15 protein-coding genes are annotated in these 13,949 nt (G+C 61.2%); 7 read left to right on the top strand and 8 right to left on the bottom strand.

What is annotated here, in order from left to right; genetic code table 11:
- Positions 1-83: 83 nt before the first annotated feature.
- Positions 84-428: a DUF3302 domain-containing protein gene (locus tag QLG03_RS20195; RefSeq protein WP_044521392.1), complete on the top strand. Its 345-nt coding sequence runs from the start codon at positions 84-86 to the stop codon at positions 426-428.
- Positions 428-1,570, top strand: a complete 1,143-nt coding sequence (locus QLG03_RS20190; RefSeq protein WP_023288696.1) for an HlyD family secretion protein — start codon at positions 428-430, stop codon at positions 1,568-1,570. The genes QLG03_RS20195 and QLG03_RS20190 overlap by 1 nt, the downstream gene beginning before the upstream one ends.
- 41 nt (positions 1,571-1,611) lie before the next feature.
- Here the strand turns inward: QLG03_RS20190 and QLG03_RS20185 are convergent, their stop codons facing one another.
- The 3 genes from QLG03_RS20185 to QLG03_RS20175 are packed head-to-tail and all read right to left on the bottom strand — an operon-like array spanning position 1,612 to position 4,613.
- Positions 1,612-2,409: an ABC transporter ATP-binding protein gene (locus tag QLG03_RS20185; RefSeq protein WP_023288697.1), complete on the bottom strand. Its 798-nt coding sequence runs from the start codon at positions 2,407-2,409 to the stop codon at positions 1,612-1,614.
- Positions 2,406-3,434, bottom strand: a complete 1,029-nt coding sequence (locus QLG03_RS20180; protein ID WP_072096506.1) for an iron ABC transporter permease — start codon at positions 3,432-3,434, stop codon at positions 2,406-2,408. The genes QLG03_RS20185 and QLG03_RS20180 overlap by 4 nt, the downstream gene beginning before the upstream one ends.
- 60 nt (positions 3,435-3,494) lie before the next feature.
- Positions 3,495-4,613: an ABC transporter substrate-binding protein gene (locus QLG03_RS20175; protein ID WP_050533036.1), complete on the bottom strand. Its 1,119-nt coding sequence runs from the start codon at positions 4,611-4,613 to the stop codon at positions 3,495-3,497.
- 269 nt (positions 4,614-4,882) lie between these two features.
- Here QLG03_RS20175 and QLG03_RS20170 point away from each other — a divergent pair, with 269 nt between their 5' ends.
- Positions 4,883-5,272 (top strand): hypothetical protein, encoded by a 390-nt coding sequence (locus QLG03_RS20170; RefSeq protein WP_023288700.1) that lies wholly within the window; start codon positions 4,883-4,885, stop codon positions 5,270-5,272.
- Between the two features lie 178 nt (positions 5,273-5,450).
- Positions 5,451-5,906, top strand: coding sequence for an RcnB family protein (locus QLG03_RS20165; RefSeq protein ID WP_023288701.1), 456 nt, complete (start codon positions 5,451-5,453; stop codon positions 5,904-5,906).
- Between the two features lie 60 nt (positions 5,907-5,966).
- Here QLG03_RS20165 and QLG03_RS20160 read toward each other — a convergent pair whose 3' ends face one another.
- Positions 5,967-6,554 carry a YSC84-related protein gene (locus QLG03_RS20160; RefSeq protein WP_048296942.1) on the bottom strand — a complete coding sequence of 196 codons (588 nt, stop codon included), beginning with the start codon at positions 6,552-6,554 and terminating at the stop codon, positions 5,967-5,969.
- 233 nt (positions 6,555-6,787) lie between these two features.
- Here QLG03_RS20160 and QLG03_RS20155 point away from each other — a divergent pair, with 233 nt between their 5' ends.
- From QLG03_RS20155 to QLG03_RS20145, 3 genes are all read left to right on the top strand, one after another.
- Positions 6,788-7,966, top strand: coding sequence for a M20 aminoacylase family protein (locus QLG03_RS20155; RefSeq protein ID WP_023288703.1), 1,179 nt, complete (start codon positions 6,788-6,790; stop codon positions 7,964-7,966).
- Positions 7,967-7,985: 19 nt separating this feature from the next.
- Entirely contained in the window at positions 7,986-8,762 is a 777-nt protein-coding gene (locus QLG03_RS20150; RefSeq protein WP_023288704.1) for a lysine/arginine/ornithine ABC transporter substrate-binding protein, read from the top strand.
- Positions 8,763-8,890: 128 nt separating this feature from the next.
- Positions 8,891-9,844 (top strand): aldo/keto reductase, encoded by a 954-nt coding sequence (locus QLG03_RS20145; RefSeq protein ID WP_255988362.1) that lies wholly within the window; start codon positions 8,891-8,893, stop codon positions 9,842-9,844.
- A gap of 643 nt (positions 9,845-10,487) precedes the next feature.
- Here the strand turns inward: QLG03_RS20145 and QLG03_RS20140 are convergent.
- Genes QLG03_RS20140 through QLG03_RS20125 form a run of 4 tightly spaced genes read right to left on the bottom strand, consistent with a single transcriptional unit; the run spans position 10,488 to position 13,863 of the window.
- A complete protein-coding gene (locus tag QLG03_RS20140; RefSeq protein ID WP_048334326.1) occupies positions 10,488-11,192 on the bottom strand; it encodes an ABC transporter ATP-binding protein in 705 nt (234 codons plus the stop codon).
- Complete coding sequence (locus tag QLG03_RS20135) at positions 11,179-12,015, bottom strand: ABC transporter ATP-binding protein (RefSeq protein WP_023288752.1); 837 nt, start codon at positions 12,013-12,015, stop codon at positions 11,179-11,181. Before QLG03_RS20135 ends, QLG03_RS20140 begins: the two co-directional genes overlap by 14 nt.
- A complete protein-coding gene (locus QLG03_RS20130) occupies positions 12,008-12,841 on the bottom strand; it encodes an ABC transporter permease (RefSeq protein ID WP_255988332.1) in 834 nt (277 codons plus the stop codon). The genes QLG03_RS20135 and QLG03_RS20130 overlap by 8 nt, the downstream gene beginning before the upstream one ends.
- Positions 12,841-13,863 (bottom strand): ABC transporter permease, encoded by a 1,023-nt coding sequence (locus QLG03_RS20125; RefSeq protein WP_255988330.1) that lies wholly within the window; start codon positions 13,861-13,863, stop codon positions 12,841-12,843. The genes QLG03_RS20130 and QLG03_RS20125 overlap by 1 nt, the downstream gene beginning before the upstream one ends.
- Positions 13,864-13,949 lie beyond the last annotated feature (86 nt).

Here is a 13,949-nt window from a genome sequence, read left to right as displayed (position 1 = left end):
GCTACGCGCGCGTTTTCCCCCGGCCCCGTTACGCCTGAACCTGGCCGTTTTATTTATTTAACCTTTCACTCTGGAGTTATTTTATGACCCTGGACTATGTGGCGCTGGCCATTCTCATCGCCGTGGCCTTAATACTTTTTTATGGCGTGATTGTTATTCACGATATTCCTTATGAAATCGCCAAAGAGCGGCGCCATCCTCATCAGGATGCGATTCATTATGCCGGCTGGGTCAGCTTATTTACCCTGCATGCCCTGTGGCCCTTGTTGTGGATCTGGGCGACGCTATGGCGCGAAGACCGCGGATGGGGAATGCGCCGCATCGCCGACGATCAGCAGGCCCTGCATCAGCGTCTGGAGACGGTCGCTCAGCGACTGGAGCAGGTGCAGCGCGAGGTCGAGGAACTTAAAGCGAAGGAGGCAGAATAATGGAAACGTTAATGTTGCTGACCTACGCCGCGCTATGCATCGTGGTGTTTAAAGTATTCCGCATTCCGCTCAATAAGTGGACCGTGCCGACGGCGGTGCTCGGCGGTATCGCCCTGATTGGCGCGGTGATCTTCGGGATGAACTACAACTTCCCCTATACCGACGTCGGTAATCAGGTGTTTCGCACCGTGCCGATTGTGTCGCAGGTGCGCGGTCGGGTGCAGACCGTGCCGGTGAAGCCTAACCAGAGGCTGCATAAGGGTGATGTGCTGTTTACTCTCGACCCGACGCCGTTCCAGGCAAAGGTGGACGATCTGCAGGCGCAAATTAAAGCGGCCAGTCAGGATGCGCTCTCCCTCAACGCCGCGTTAAGCCAGGCGGAGGCCGAGCTGAGCAGAGCGGTGGCCCAGCGCGACCAGTCGCGGCGGGAGTATGCCCGCTTTCGGGAGGGGCATGCTCAGGGCGCCTTCTCCGATCAAATGGTCGATACCCGTCTGCAGACGTGGAAAGCCGATGAAGCCAGCGTCAGCGCGGCTCAGGCGAACGTGGTTCAGGCGCGTAACGCGCTGGACTCGGTGGTGAAGGGCAAAAATACCACCGTGGCCTCCCTGCTGGCGCAGTTGCAGAAGGCGCAGTTTCAGCTGGATAACACCGTCGTCCGCGCCCCGGAAGACGGCTATGTCAGCACGGTGGGCTTACGGCCAGGCACCATGTCCACCGCGCTGGGGATGCTGCCGGTGATGACCTTTGTGCCGGTGGAGGGCGACGCCTCGCGGGAGTATGTCGCGGCATTTCGCCAGAACGCCCTGCAGCGTCTGCACAAAGGCGAGCCTGCGGAGCTGATGTTCCCGGCCATTCCGGGCACCGTCTTCCGCGGGGAAGTGGCCGACGTGCTGCCGGCGATTGGCGAGAGTCAGTTTCAGGGCCAGGGCAAACTGCTGACCACGGACGCGCTCAATACCCATGGCCGGGCGCTGGTGGTGCTGAAGGTGACCGATCCGCGATTTGCCGAATACGCTCTACCGCAGGGGGCCACCCTCGAGGCGGCGGTCTACTCGGATCACCTGAAAGAGCTGTCGCTGATCCGGAAGATCCTGATCCGCATGAAGAGCTGGGAAAACTATATCTATCTCGATCACTAAGCCGGCGGGCGCGGGGAGACCGTACCCTCCCCGCGCCGCGGTCAGGCCTCGCTGTCCACCAGCCCGTCAATAATCACCTGCCGCACCCCCTGCGAACAGGGCTCAATACGCCCGCGCACGCCGTAGACGGCCGCCAGGGTCTCGGGGGTGATGACCGCGGCCGGGGTGCCGTCGCCGAGCAGCTGGCCCGCTTTGAGCATCAGCACGTGGTCGGCGTGACGCAGGGCAATATTGATATCGTGCACCACCACCAGGGTCACGATGTTGCGCCGCCGGGTCTCCCGGCGCACCAGATCCATCACGTGAAATTGATAGTTGAGATCAAGCGCGCTGAGCGGTTCGTCGAGCAGTAGCAGGCGCGGCTGGCGAATCAGCGACTGGGCGAGACCCACCAGCTGTTTTTGCCCGCCGGAGAGCTGATCGAGGTAGCTCATCGCCAGATGGGCAATTCCCAGCTGGCGCAGCAGCGCCATCACCTCCTCCTGGTGCTGCGGACTGTGGCGTCCTCCGGCGGCGCGCTGGGCCACGATAATCGACTCCAGCACATGCAGATGCACGCCGGCGGGCAGCGTCTGCGGAAGATAAACCACCTGTTCCGCGCGACGTGCGAACGGCTGCGTCAGCAGATTTTCCCCCTCCAGCAGCAGCTCGCCGCGGCAGGGGCCCAGACCCGCCATCGCCCGCATTAACGTCGATTTACCGCTGCCGTTTGGCCCCAGCAGCGCGGTGATTTTCCCCCGCGGCAGATGGGGAACCGTCAGGTTCTCGATCACCTTGCGTCTGGGGTAGCCGGCGCTGAAGTGAGACAGCGACAGCCCGGATAACGTCTGGTCGCTCATACCTGCCCCCGGTGACGTAAAATAATGCTTAAAAAGAACGGGACCCCTACCAGGGAAGTGACGATCCCCACCGGAATAATGGCCCCCGGGATCAGGTTCTTCGAGGCGATGGAGGCCAGGGAGAGCACCAGGGCGCCGATCAGCGCGCTGGCGGGCAGGTAAAAGCGATGGTCTTCGCCGAAGAGCATCCGCGCAATATGCGGCGCCACCAGGCCGATAAAGCCGATTGGCCCGACAAAGGCCACCGAAAGCGCCGACAAAATGCTGATCCGCAACAGTGTGGCCAGGCGCAGACGGCGAACGTTAATGCCAAAGCTGATGGCCCGGTCCTCGCCCAGCCGCAGGGCGGTCAGCTTCCACGCGCTGCGAAGCGACAGGGGCATCACCAGCGCCAGGGCGACCAGCAGGATGGCGACTTTGCTCCAGGAGGCGCGGTCGATGCTGCCCATGGTCCAGAACACCAGCCCCTGCAGCGTGTCTTCATTGGCGATAAACTGCAGCATCGAGACCAGGGCGTTAAAGGTAAAGACCAGCGCGATGCCGAACAGAATGACGCCGGAGGTGGCCACTTGGGTCCAGCGGGTAATGCCGTCCAGCAGCAGGGCCGCCAGCAGGGCGAAGATAAAGGCGTTGGCCGAGATAAACCACTGGCCGGGAATACCGGGCAGGCCAATGCCCAGCACAATCGCCAGCGCGGCGCCAAACGCCGCAGCCGAGGAGACGCCGAGGGTAAACGGGCTGGCCAGCGGGTTATTGAGGATGGTCTGCATTTCGGCACCGGCCAGTCCCAGCGCCAGACCGACGATAATCGCCATCACCGCATAGGGCAGCCGGATGTCCCAGACGATGGCGCGAGTGCCCGGATCGGCGCTGGCCGGATCGGTTAACGTCTGCCACAGGCTCTGCAGCGGCAGTCCGGAGGGGCCGAGCATAAAATCGAGCAGCAGCGAAGCGACAATCAACAGCGCCAGCAGCAGCATCAGCAGCAGGCGGCGACGCACGATATGGCGATAATGATCCATCACGCCAGGCGTCCCGGCGGGCAGCCCGTCCAGAACGGAGTCGGAAGTTAAACGCATGCCGGATTACTCGCTCTGCTGCCAGGAAAAGACGAACGGCTGGTCCGGCAGGTCGGTGAAATGGCGCACGATATAATGATAAGTCTCATCCGGGTTGAGATCGCGGAAGGCCTGCGGATAGATATCTTTCGCCAGATACTCCATGCCGACAATATTCCACGGGTGATTATAGAAGTGGTGATAGACGCCATAGGCCCGCTTTTCCTGGACCGCCGGGATCTGGCTGACCCCTGGCCGCGCCAGCAGCGTCTGCGCCTGGGTCTTCACCGCCTCCGGCTTGACTTCATAGCCCAGGGGCAGCACCTGGCTGTTGCCACGCTTCGAGCCGGTCATGATCCAGGCGTCGGGCTTCATGCTGATGATTTTCTCCAGCGAGACGAACCCGGAGGCGCCCGGCAGCAGCTGCGAACCGATATTGTTCGCCCCGACCGCCTCCACCAGCCCGCCCCAGCCGCTGTGGCCATGAGTAAAGCAGCAGGCGTCGCTGTTGCCGGCCAGCGCTTCCACGAAGACGTTGGCCTTCGGCGTGATGGCTGCGGTTTTCTGACGAATCGTCTGCAGCTGATGGCGATAGTAATCGGTAAAGGCTTTGGCCTGGCTCTCGCGGTTAAGCACTTTGCCCAGCAGGTCGATGCTGGGGGCGGTATCTTTCGCCGGGTCGATCTCATAGTCGACAAACAGCACCGGAACGTGCAGGGCGCTAAGCTTGTCAATGACCCCGCTCTCCATCAGCGCAGGCCTGGCGCGCAGCTGGGCGATCATCAGATCCGGCTGGCGGGCGATGACGCTTTCAAGATCGACGTTCCCCTTGTCGCTGAAGCCCATGTCCAGAATCGTAGCCGACTGCGGCCACGCCGTTTTCAGCATCTGCCAGGTGGCAACATCCTGCTTTTTCGCCAGATTATTCCATGCCACCAGCCGCTTAAACGGATTGTCCCGGTCCAGCAGGGCGAGGGTCATAATGTCGCGACCATCCTGCAAAATAATACGCTGCGGCTCTTTGACCAGGGTGACCTGCCGGCCGTCAAGGTCGGTAACCGTCAGAGGATATTGGGTCGCATAGCTGAGGAAGGGCGTCGCGATCAGCGCAGTAAGCAACAGCGATCTTACTGATTTTCTTGCCATAAAAGGAGTTCCGTTTGCCAATTTATAAATATAATGATTCTGAGAATTATTCTCGAGTAAACTTCAACGGCAAGTATATCAAGGGCAAATTTCACGAAATGTAACAAACGTGTTGGAAATTATGTGAACGCCGACAGGGCGCGCGGCGGCAGCATTTTCTGCCATGATTGGAGGTCGAAAACGTTTTTCAGGCTAATTCCTAATGTCATCCCCGGTTCGCTGTGCCATCCTGAATGCGACTCATAACATGACATGTGAGAGAGGATATTATGAAAAAAGCAATGATTGCGTTATCGGCTATTCTGGTTGCGGCTCCGGTTTTTGCTGCGACAACACATGCAACAGATGATACCGTCGCGGCGGCCAATGCCAACGCCAACACCGCCAAAGAGAAGCTGCACCAGGCCCAGCACGAGGGCGAAGAGCAGCAGCTGAAGGCGAAACATGCGGCCGAAGGCAAACAGGATAGCGTCGGCAGCCAGGTGAGCGAAGGCGCGCAGAAGACCTGGAACAAGACCAAAGAAGGGACTGAGAAAGGTTGGGATAAGACCAAAGAGGTCAGCGAAAAAGGCTGGAACGCCACCAAATCCGGCGCAGAAAAGGGCTGGGATAAAACCAAATCCGGCGCTGAAGAGTTAAAAAATAAAGTGACTGAGTAAGTCCTGATAGCAGTCTGAATAAAGGTCGCGAGAGCGGCCTTTTTTATTGCTCGTCCTCCCCCATAATGCCTTCCCCGACAGCAGAAAGCCCAGGTGCCAGGAATCGTCCTGGTTAAGCGGATACTCACTCTTTCTTCACATTTTCCCGTTACAAAGAACTTCAATCAGGAGGTGTACGATGAAAAAGATGATTTCTCTGGCGGTAATGTTATCCACTGTGCTGAGCGTCCCGGCCTTTGCCGATGGCCCGAACGACGGCCATCGCCCGGGGCAGCCAACGGTGTGGCAGAACGGTCCGGATCATAATGGGCATGCTCCGCAGGGCGGACCTGACGCGCATCATCAGGGTGACCATGACCAGCGTGGCCCGGATCGTGACGGTCATGACAAACGCGATCAGGCACGTCATGAGCAGGACCATTTCGCCTGGCGCGGTAACGATTTCCGCAAAGGCCACCCGGCTCCGGCGCCGTTCCGTGGCGATGAGTATCGCGTCCGTGACTGGAGCGACCGCGGCCTGCCGCCCCCGCCGGAGGGCCATCACTGGTCCTATATCGACGGTAACTATGTGCTGATCGCCGCGGCGACCGGGATCATCACCTCGATTCTGGTGAGCGGCGCCCTCGGCCACTAAATGCGCGTCTCCCAACGCCGGGCAGGGAACACCTGACCCGGCGATGGATCACCGCCGGGGCTACGGGTTCAGTTCGTCATCCGGCCAGTATTTATAGCCATTGACCATCGCCTGGGCGGCCAGCCCCTTGTCGGTGATTTCATAGACGTTCACTTTCGACGGCAGCGAGGAGGTGTCCTTCGCTACGCCGTTCGCGGAGGCGGCGATCGGCGCGATGCCTTTGTCATCATATTTCGCCGCGGCGTTCGCATCGGCGCCGACCATATATCCCTGGCGGATAAAGCGATCCAGGGCCGCTTTATCATGGAAGACCAGCACCGTGCGCTGCTGCTTGATCCCTATTCCCAGACCGGCGCCGCCCTGGGCCATTTTCATATAGGTGTCCTTCCCGGAGGCCGTATCCCGCACCACGCCGTAGCCGCTGCCAAATCCGAACAGCAGGATCTTGCTGCTGTTATTGGCGAATACCGCATAACCCTTCGCATGCTGAATATCGCTGCGGGCCTCGGGCTGCAGAGTGTACAGTTTGTTGAGGGTTTCGTTGCGCATCTTCTGAATGCTGGCCCGCTGCTGGCTGGCGGTATCGCCCTGCGCGCTGCAGCCCGCCAGCGCGGTCATGGCGACGAGGAAAAGCGTCTGTAATTTCATAGAAATCTTTTTATTTAAATCTGAATATGGCCGGGGATGGTAGGGTAAATAATGGTTAATTCTCCATAAAATAAACGTTTATTTTTAAACTTCGCCGTTTTTAATGCTTATTACACTGTTACGAGCGCATTATTAAATAAGATGCCGCCATCGCCGGTATTAGAAATCCTGCTTGCATAAAGTTTTCACCACGATACCGTGTTAAGTCCTTACGATATTTCCCGGAGAGCGGCATGAGTGATTATGTAATTCCAGAAATTAAAGCGACGGAAGCGGAAATGATTTCTCTGCGTCATTATTTACATGCCAATCCGGAATTAAGTCTGGAAGAGTTTAATACCAGCGAACTGGTTGCCGGCAAGCTGACCGAGTGGGGCTACCAGGTGACGCGCGGCCTCGGCAAGACCGGGGTGGTCGGCAGCCTGAGCAAAGGCGACTCGCCGCGCACCATCGGCCTGCGCGCCGATATGGACGCTCTGCCGATTCATGAAACCACTGGTTTACCCTGGGCCAGCACGGTGTCGGGGAAAATGCACGCCTGCGGTCATGACGGCCATACCACCATTCTGCTGGCGGCGGCGAAATATATCGCCTCGCCGGCCTGTCAGTTCAACGGCACGGTGCATCTGATTTTTCAGCCGGCGGAAGAGGCTATCGGCGGCGCCGATTTAATGATTAAAGACGGCCTGTTCGAGCAGTTCCCCTGCGAACGCATTTTCGGTCTGCACAACATGCCGGGGCTGCCGGTGGGCAAGCTGGGCTTCTACGCCGGTAACTTTATGGCCTCGGCGGACACCGTCAAAATCACCCTTACCGGCTACGGCGGCCACGGCGCCCATCCGGAGCGCACCGTCGACCCGATCGTCGCCGGCGCGGCGCTGGTGATGGCTCTGCAGAGCATCGTGGCGCGCAACGTGCCGCCGGGCGAAACGGCGGTGGTCAGCGTCGGCACCTTCCAGGCCGGTATCGCCTCCAACGTTATTCCGGAGAGCGTGGTGATGGAGCTCAGCGTGCGGGCGATGAAGCCGGAAATCCGCGACCTGCTGATCAAACGTATTCACGAGCTCAGCGAATTTACCGCCAAAAGCTATGGCGCCAGCAGCGCAGTAGAGGTTTACGACTCCTACCCGGTATTAACCAACAGCCCCGAAGAGACTGATTTCGCCCGGGCGCTGGCGCTGGAGGTGTTTGGTCGCGAGGGGGTGCTGGAGTCGGTCTCGCCGATGAACGCCAGCGAGGACTTCGCCTTTATGCTGCGCGAACGTCCGGGCTGCTACTTCCTGCTGGGCAACGGCGAGCAGGGGGAGAAGGGCGGCTGCATGGTGCATAACCCCGGCTACGACTTCAACGATGACATTATCACCACCGGCGCGACGCTGTTCGCCCGCCTGGTGGAAAAGCACTGCCGTTAACCTCTGGAGAAGAACTGGAATGAAAAAATCACTGTTGCTATGGCTGGCGTTAATGGCGTCGACGTCGGCGCTGGCCGAAGGGGGAAAGGCGATCCGCTTCGGCGTCGACCCGACCTTCGCGCCGTTTGAATGGAAGGATCCGCAGGGCAAGCTGGCGGGGTTTGATATCGATCTAGGCAACGCCATTTGCCAGCAGCTGCAGGCGAAATGCGTGTGGGTGGAAAGCAATTTCGACGGCATTATCCCGGCGCTGAAGGCGCGGAAATTCGACGCCATCCTTTCCGGGATGTACATGACCGAGAAGCGTAAAGCGCAGATTGCCTTTAGCGACAAGCTGTATAACGGGCCGGTGTTCCTCGTGGCGCGTAAAAATACCCTGCAAGGCAATACGCCGGCGCAGCTGAAAGGCAAAACCATCGGCGTCGAGCAGGGTTCGGCGCAGGAGACTTACGTCAATCAGCACTGGCGTCCGCAGGGGATCAACATTGTGGCCTACCAGGGGGCCGATAGCGTGGTGCGCGATCTGGAGTCCGGGCGCATCGACGGCGCGGTGCTTTCCGGGATGATGGCCGACTACAGCTTCCTGCAGCAGCCGCAGGGTAAGGCATTCACCTTTGTCGGCGGCCATCTGCAGGATGATACGCTGTTTGGCGCCGGGGCGGCGATCGGCTTGCGTAAAGACGATGAGGCGCTGCGTCAGGAAATAAATGGCGCGATTGCGAAGATCCTTGCCGACGGCACCTATAAAAAATTAGCCAGCAAATATTTTAGCTTTGATGTTTATTCCGGGACATAATGTCTGAGTGTACCCGCGGGCAAGGATCGCCCGCCGTAAGATTCCTTTTCTGATTATCCAATCGACCTCCTCTCCTGACCCCTGTGGTTACCTGAGGGAAGCAGAATATAAGCTAAGGAGTACTCGGCATGATGACACGTCCCTTGGGCAAAACCGGATTTTCCATCGCCCCGTTAGTGTTTGGCGGTAACGTCTTTGGCTGGACCATTGATGAAAAAACCAGTTTTGCCCTTCTTGATGCTTTTGTTGACCATGGTTTTGACGCTATCGACACGGCGGATGTTTATTCCCGCTGGGCGGAGGGCAACCAGGGCGGCGAATCCGAAACCATTATCGGCCGCTGGCTGCAGGCGCGTCCCGGCATGCGCGATAAGGTCAAAATCTTCACTAAAGTCGGCTCCGATCTCGGCCTTCCTGGCCATAAGGGACTCAGCAAAGCCTGGATCCAGCAGGCGGTAGACGACTCCCTGCGCCGCCTTAATACCGACTACATCGACCTCTACTTTTCCCACTGGCCAGATCCGCAAACTCCGGTAGCGGAAACGCTGGAGGCTTTCCACAGCCTGCAGCAGGCGGGGAAAATTCGCGCGATGGGGGCCTCTAACCTCGATGCGATGCAGCTGGCGGGGGCGCTGGAGGTGGCGCGTAAGGGCGGCCTGCCTGCCTGGCAGGTGCTGCAGCCGGAATATAACCTCTACCACCGCTCCTCCTTTGAAGGCGCGCTGTGCGATCTCTGCGTCAGCCGTGATATCGGGGTGGTGACCTACTACAGCCTGGCCTCGGGGTTCTTAACCGGTAAGTACCGTCAGCCGTCGGATCTGGCGCAGAGTCAGCGCGGAGGGGGGATTGGTAAGTACCTGAATCCGCGCGGGATGCGGATTATCGATACCCTGGTGGCGGTTGCGGAGGAGCTGGGGGCGAAGCCGGCGGAAGTGGCCCTGGCGTGGCTGATCGGCCGCGAAGGGGTGACCGCGCCGATCGCCAGCGCCACCAGCGTGGCCCAGGTGGAAAGTTTTGCCCGCGCGGCGGCGCTGAGCCTGAGCGCGGAGCAGGTGGCGCGGCTGGACAGCGCCAGCGCCTGAGTCACGCCCTCTTCCCGGCGGGGAGAGGGTGAAGGGCTATAAATGGCGCGGACCGCAGGCCGGGTAAGGCGCAGCCGCCACCCGGCAACATGACGGGTATCGAGCCTGATATCTTGCCCGGTGGCGCTGCGCTTGCCGGGCCTACGAGGTGTCAGCCAGTGAGAGGACCCTGTAGGCCGGGTAAGGCGCAGCCGCCACCCGGCGGAATAACGGTACAAGCGTCAATTTCCCTGTGCATACTGCGCCTGGCAGGGCTACAACTTCTATGTTAATTCCGGGCAGATTGCGCTCCCGGTTAATTTTCTGCGCTATGTCTCTTATGGCGCTGGGAGCGCACAGGGGGCGGCCAGTCGCCGCCGCCCCCTGTACCCCCGGGCTCCGGCCAGCAAAATCGCCGCTGCGCGGTCCCTTCGACTTATCCCTGCAGGCTTCGGGTCGGGCCGAGGCAGCGTCCGTGCAAAACACGGCCCTCAGCCCGCATCCATGCGGGCTGCCCCGGCCTTCCGGGAACGTCTCAGCGATGTTGAGGCCGCCAGTACCGGCAGTTTCAGCAAGGCTGGTGAATAAATTAACGACGAGCCGTACGGCACCCAGGTCGGGTAAGCGAAGCGCCACCGACAAAACGATGGCTTCTCCGCTGACCTCACTTCATCCGGTGTTCTCCGTTGAGCAGCGCTTCGCGATCGAAAAAGCGCTGGATCACACCCTCCGCCATAAACGCCGCCCGATCGGACATATGGGCGATGACGTCGGCATCGTGGCTGACCAGCAGATAGGTCATGCCGTGCTCCTGTTTCAGGCGATTAAGCAGATTGAGGATTTCCGCCTGAACCGACATATCCAGCGCCGAGGTCGGCTCATCCAGCAGCAGGATCTGCGGACGCAGCAGCAGGGCACGGGCAATGGCCACGCGCTGCCGTTGACCGCCGGAGAGCTGGTGCGGATAGCGGCGTGCGGCGTCGTCGGGCAGACCCACCTGCTCAAGGGCGGTGGTCACCCGCGGGGCAACGTCGCGGATGCCGTGGATCTGCAGCGGCTCCGCCAGGGTGCGCCACAGGGTATGGTTGGGATGCAGCGAAGCATACGGATCCTGAAACACCATCTGCACATTGCGTCGCAGCTCGCCCTGAAAGCGGGCGCCCGGCGCGATGGCCTGGCCCAGCAGCGCCACGCTGCCGCGCCATTCGCGCTGTAATCCGGCGAGCACGCGCAAAATCGTCGATTTGCCGCAGCCCGAGGCGCCGATCAGGCTGAAGGTTTCCCCGGCGTCGACACGGAAACTGGCGGCGGAGACCGCCGTCTTCGCGCCGAATGTTACCTGTAGATCCTTAAGATTAACGATCGCCATGGGTCGTCTCCGTAAAGTCCTGGGTTCTGTCGAGGGTCGGCAGCATCTGACCGTAGGTTTGCGCATTTGGCCGGCAGGTCCACAGGGTGCGGGTATAAGGGTGCGTCGCGGTCGGCAGCGCCCGCGCCGGCATCTCATCGACCTGTCTCCCCTGGTACATCACCAGCACGCGATCGCAATGCGCGGCCACCAGCGGTAGATCGTGGCTGATCAGTAACATGGCCATCTGCCGCTGCGCGCACTGCTCCACCAGCAGCTCGAGGATCTGGTTGCGCAGGCGGGCGTCAAGGGCCGAGGTCGGCTCGTCGGCTATCAGCACCCTCGGGTTATTGAGCAGCGCGAGGGCGATCATCACTCGCTGCCCCATCCCGCCGGAGAGCTCGCCGGGATAGCGGCTGAGGACCGGGAGATCCAGACCGACGGCGGCGATGGCGTCTTTGACCGCCTCGGCGCGAGCGCGGCGGCGGAGACGCTGATGCAGGGTTAACGCCTCCTCCAGCTGCGTCTGAATAGACTGCACCGGATTCAGCGCATAGCGCGGATCCTGCAGCACCATGGCGATATCGTTGCCGCGCAGTTCGCGCCAGCCGCGGGCGCTGAGGGTCAGCACATCGCGCCCCAGCACCTCCAGCCGTTCGGCACTCACCACCCCGGGCTTGCGCACCAGGCCCATCAGCGCCCGGGCGGTCATCGATTTGCCGGAGCCGGATTCGCCCACCAGCGCCAGCCGCTCGTTGCCGAGGGTGAAGCTGACGTTGTCCACCACCCGGGCGGTGGGGTAGTCGACGGCGAGTCCCTGGACGGTCAGTCGGATGTCAGTCATGTTGCGGCTCCAGAATATCGCGCAGGCCATCGCCCAGCAGGTTAAACGCCAGGCTGGCGAGCAGGATCGCCGCGCCGGGGATGGCGGCGATCCACCACTGATCGAAAATCACCTGCATCCCGTCGGCAATCATCGCTCCCCACTCCGCCATCGGCGGGCGGGCGCCAAGGCCGAGAAAGCCGAGCCCGGCGGCGGCGAGGATAATGCCCGCCAGATCGAGCGCCAGCCGGACAATCGCCGACGGCAGACACAGCGGCAGAATATGGCCGACCAGCAGCCGCCAGCCGCGGATGTCCAGCATCTCCGCCGCGGCGAGGTAATCGCTATGGCGCAGGCGCTGAATTTCGCTGCGCGCCTGCCGGGCGTAGGCCGGCCAGGTAGTCAGGGCTAACGCCAGCGCGCCGTTGACCAGCCCCGGGCCGAGCATCGCCACGAACGCGAAGGCGAGGATCAGCCGCGGCATCGACATCACCACGTCGGTAAAGCGCATCAGTATCCGCTCCAGCCACCCGCCATAGTAGCCGGAGAGAATACCCACCAGCAGACCGACGGGCAGGGTAATGGCGGTCACCAGCGCGACCAGACCCAGCGCCGGACGGGCGCCGTAGAGCAGGCGTGACAGCAGATCGCGGCCGTAGCTGTCGGTGCCGAGCCAGTGCCCCGCGCCCGGGCCCTGCAGACGGGCGGCGGCATCCTGCCAGTTGGGATCGTGCGGCGCCAGCCACGGGGCGAACAGCGCGGTCAGCACCAACAGGATCACCAGGGTCAGACCGCAGAAGGCGGCGGGTGAGCGGCGCAGACGGCGTAAAAACAGATAAGTCGGCATCAGCGCACCCTCGGGTCGGTTAACCGCACCAGCAGGTCGGTCAGGTTATTGATCAGCACAAAACTCACGCCGATCAGCAGCGTGCCGCCCATGATCGCCGTGGTATCTCCGGCGAACAGCGCGGTGGTGAGGTAGCGGCCGATCCCCGGCCATGAGAAGACGGTTTCGGTGAGCACCGCCCCTTCGAGCATTGAGGTCCAGGCGAGGGCGGTCACCGTCAGCAGGGTGCCGCGGATATTGGGCAGAACGTGACGCAGCAGAATCGTCATCTCACCGGCCCCTTTGGCCCGCGCCAGCAGAATGTACTCTTTGTTCATTTCACTGAGACAGGCGGAGCGGGTCAGACGGGTGATGCTCGCCAGCGAGTAATAGGCCAGCACCAGCCCCGGCAGCAGCAGATGGCCGATAGCATTTTTGAAAGCCGCTGTATCGCCGGAGAGCCAGGTGTCGATCAGCGCAAAACCGCTGCGCGGCTCGACGGTGTACTGATAAATATCGTCGAGACGACCCGGGCCCGGCGCCCACTGCAGCCGGGCGTAGAACAGGGCCAGCATCAGCAGGCCGAGCCAGAAAATGGGCACCGAGTTGCCCAACAGGGTAAAGGTGCGCACCGCCAAATCCCACGGCGAACCGGCGTAACGGGCGCACAGCACCCCGGCGACGATGCCCAGTACCGCGCCGACGATCAGCGCCAGGGTCGCCAGCTCAAGGGTTGCCGGAAAGACCGCCAGCAGGTCATGGAGCACCGGCTGGCCGGTGGCGCTGGCGATGCCAAGATCGCCATGGGACAGGTTGACCAGGTAGTGCCAGAACTGGACCGGCAGCGGTTGGTCAAGACCCAACTGATGGCGAACCTGGTCGTAAGTCGACTGACTGGCATGGTCGCCGACGATCTGCAGCACGCGGTCGACCGGCGACAGCGCGGAGAGCGCGAAGGTGACCAGCAGCAGCCCGAACAGCGTCAGCAGCAGGGTCAACAGCCCCTGCAGCAGGCGGGTAAGATGAGTGGAAAACGATGGCATGGAAAATGGAAATTCCTGGTATATCAACATGGTTCCCGGCGGCGCGACGCCCACCGGGTCCGGGTGGAGAAACGGTCATCCGGGCA

The organism is Klebsiella sp. V115_8 (genome assembly GCF_029967715.1).
Classification (GTDB): Bacteria; Pseudomonadota; Gammaproteobacteria; order Enterobacterales; family Enterobacteriaceae; genus Klebsiella; species Klebsiella quasipneumoniae.
This window is presented reverse-complemented; position numbering and strand designations above follow the sequence as displayed.

Bases quoted from the DNA above. Each gene is read 5' to 3' on its own strand.
- QLG03_RS20150 (WP_023288704.1), top strand. From the start codon at position 7,986: ATGAAAAAATCACTGTTGCTATGGCTGGCGTTAATGGCGTCGACGTCG.
- QLG03_RS20190 (WP_023288696.1), top strand. From the start codon at position 428: ATGGAAACGTTAATGTTGCTGACCTACGCCGCGCTATGCATCGTGGTG.
- QLG03_RS20155 (WP_023288703.1), top strand. From the start codon at position 6,788: ATGAGTGATTATGTAATTCCAGAAATTAAAGCGACGGAAGCGGAAATG.
- QLG03_RS20175 (WP_050533036.1), bottom strand. From the start codon at position 4,613: ATGGCAAGAAAATCAGTAAGATCGCTGTTGCTTACTGCGCTGATCGCG.
- QLG03_RS20185 (WP_023288697.1), bottom strand. From the start codon at position 2,409: ATGAGCGACCAGACGTTATCCGGGCTGTCGCTGTCTCACTTCAGCGCC.
- QLG03_RS20170 (WP_023288700.1), top strand. From the start codon at position 4,883: ATGAAAAAAGCAATGATTGCGTTATCGGCTATTCTGGTTGCGGCTCCG.
- QLG03_RS20135 (WP_023288752.1), bottom strand. From the start codon at position 12,015: ATGACTGACATCCGACTGACCGTCCAGGGACTCGCCGTCGACTACCCC.
- QLG03_RS20140 (WP_048334326.1), bottom strand. From the start codon at position 11,192: ATGGCGATCGTTAATCTTAAGGATCTACAGGTAACATTCGGCGCGAAG.
- QLG03_RS20160 (WP_048296942.1), bottom strand. From the start codon at position 6,554: ATGAAATTACAGACGCTTTTCCTCGTCGCCATGACCGCGCTGGCGGGC.
- QLG03_RS20165 (WP_023288701.1), top strand. From the start codon at position 5,451: ATGAAAAAGATGATTTCTCTGGCGGTAATGTTATCCACTGTGCTGAGC.
- QLG03_RS20195 (WP_044521392.1), top strand. From the start codon at position 84: ATGACCCTGGACTATGTGGCGCTGGCCATTCTCATCGCCGTGGCCTTA.
- QLG03_RS20125 (WP_255988330.1), bottom strand. From the start codon at position 13,863: ATGCCATCGTTTTCCACTCATCTTACCCGCCTGCTGCAGGGGCTGTTG.
- QLG03_RS20130 (WP_255988332.1), bottom strand. From the start codon at position 12,841: ATGCCGACTTATCTGTTTTTACGCCGTCTGCGCCGCTCACCCGCCGCC.
- QLG03_RS20145 (WP_255988362.1), top strand. From the start codon at position 8,891: ATGATGACACGTCCCTTGGGCAAAACCGGATTTTCCATCGCCCCGTTA.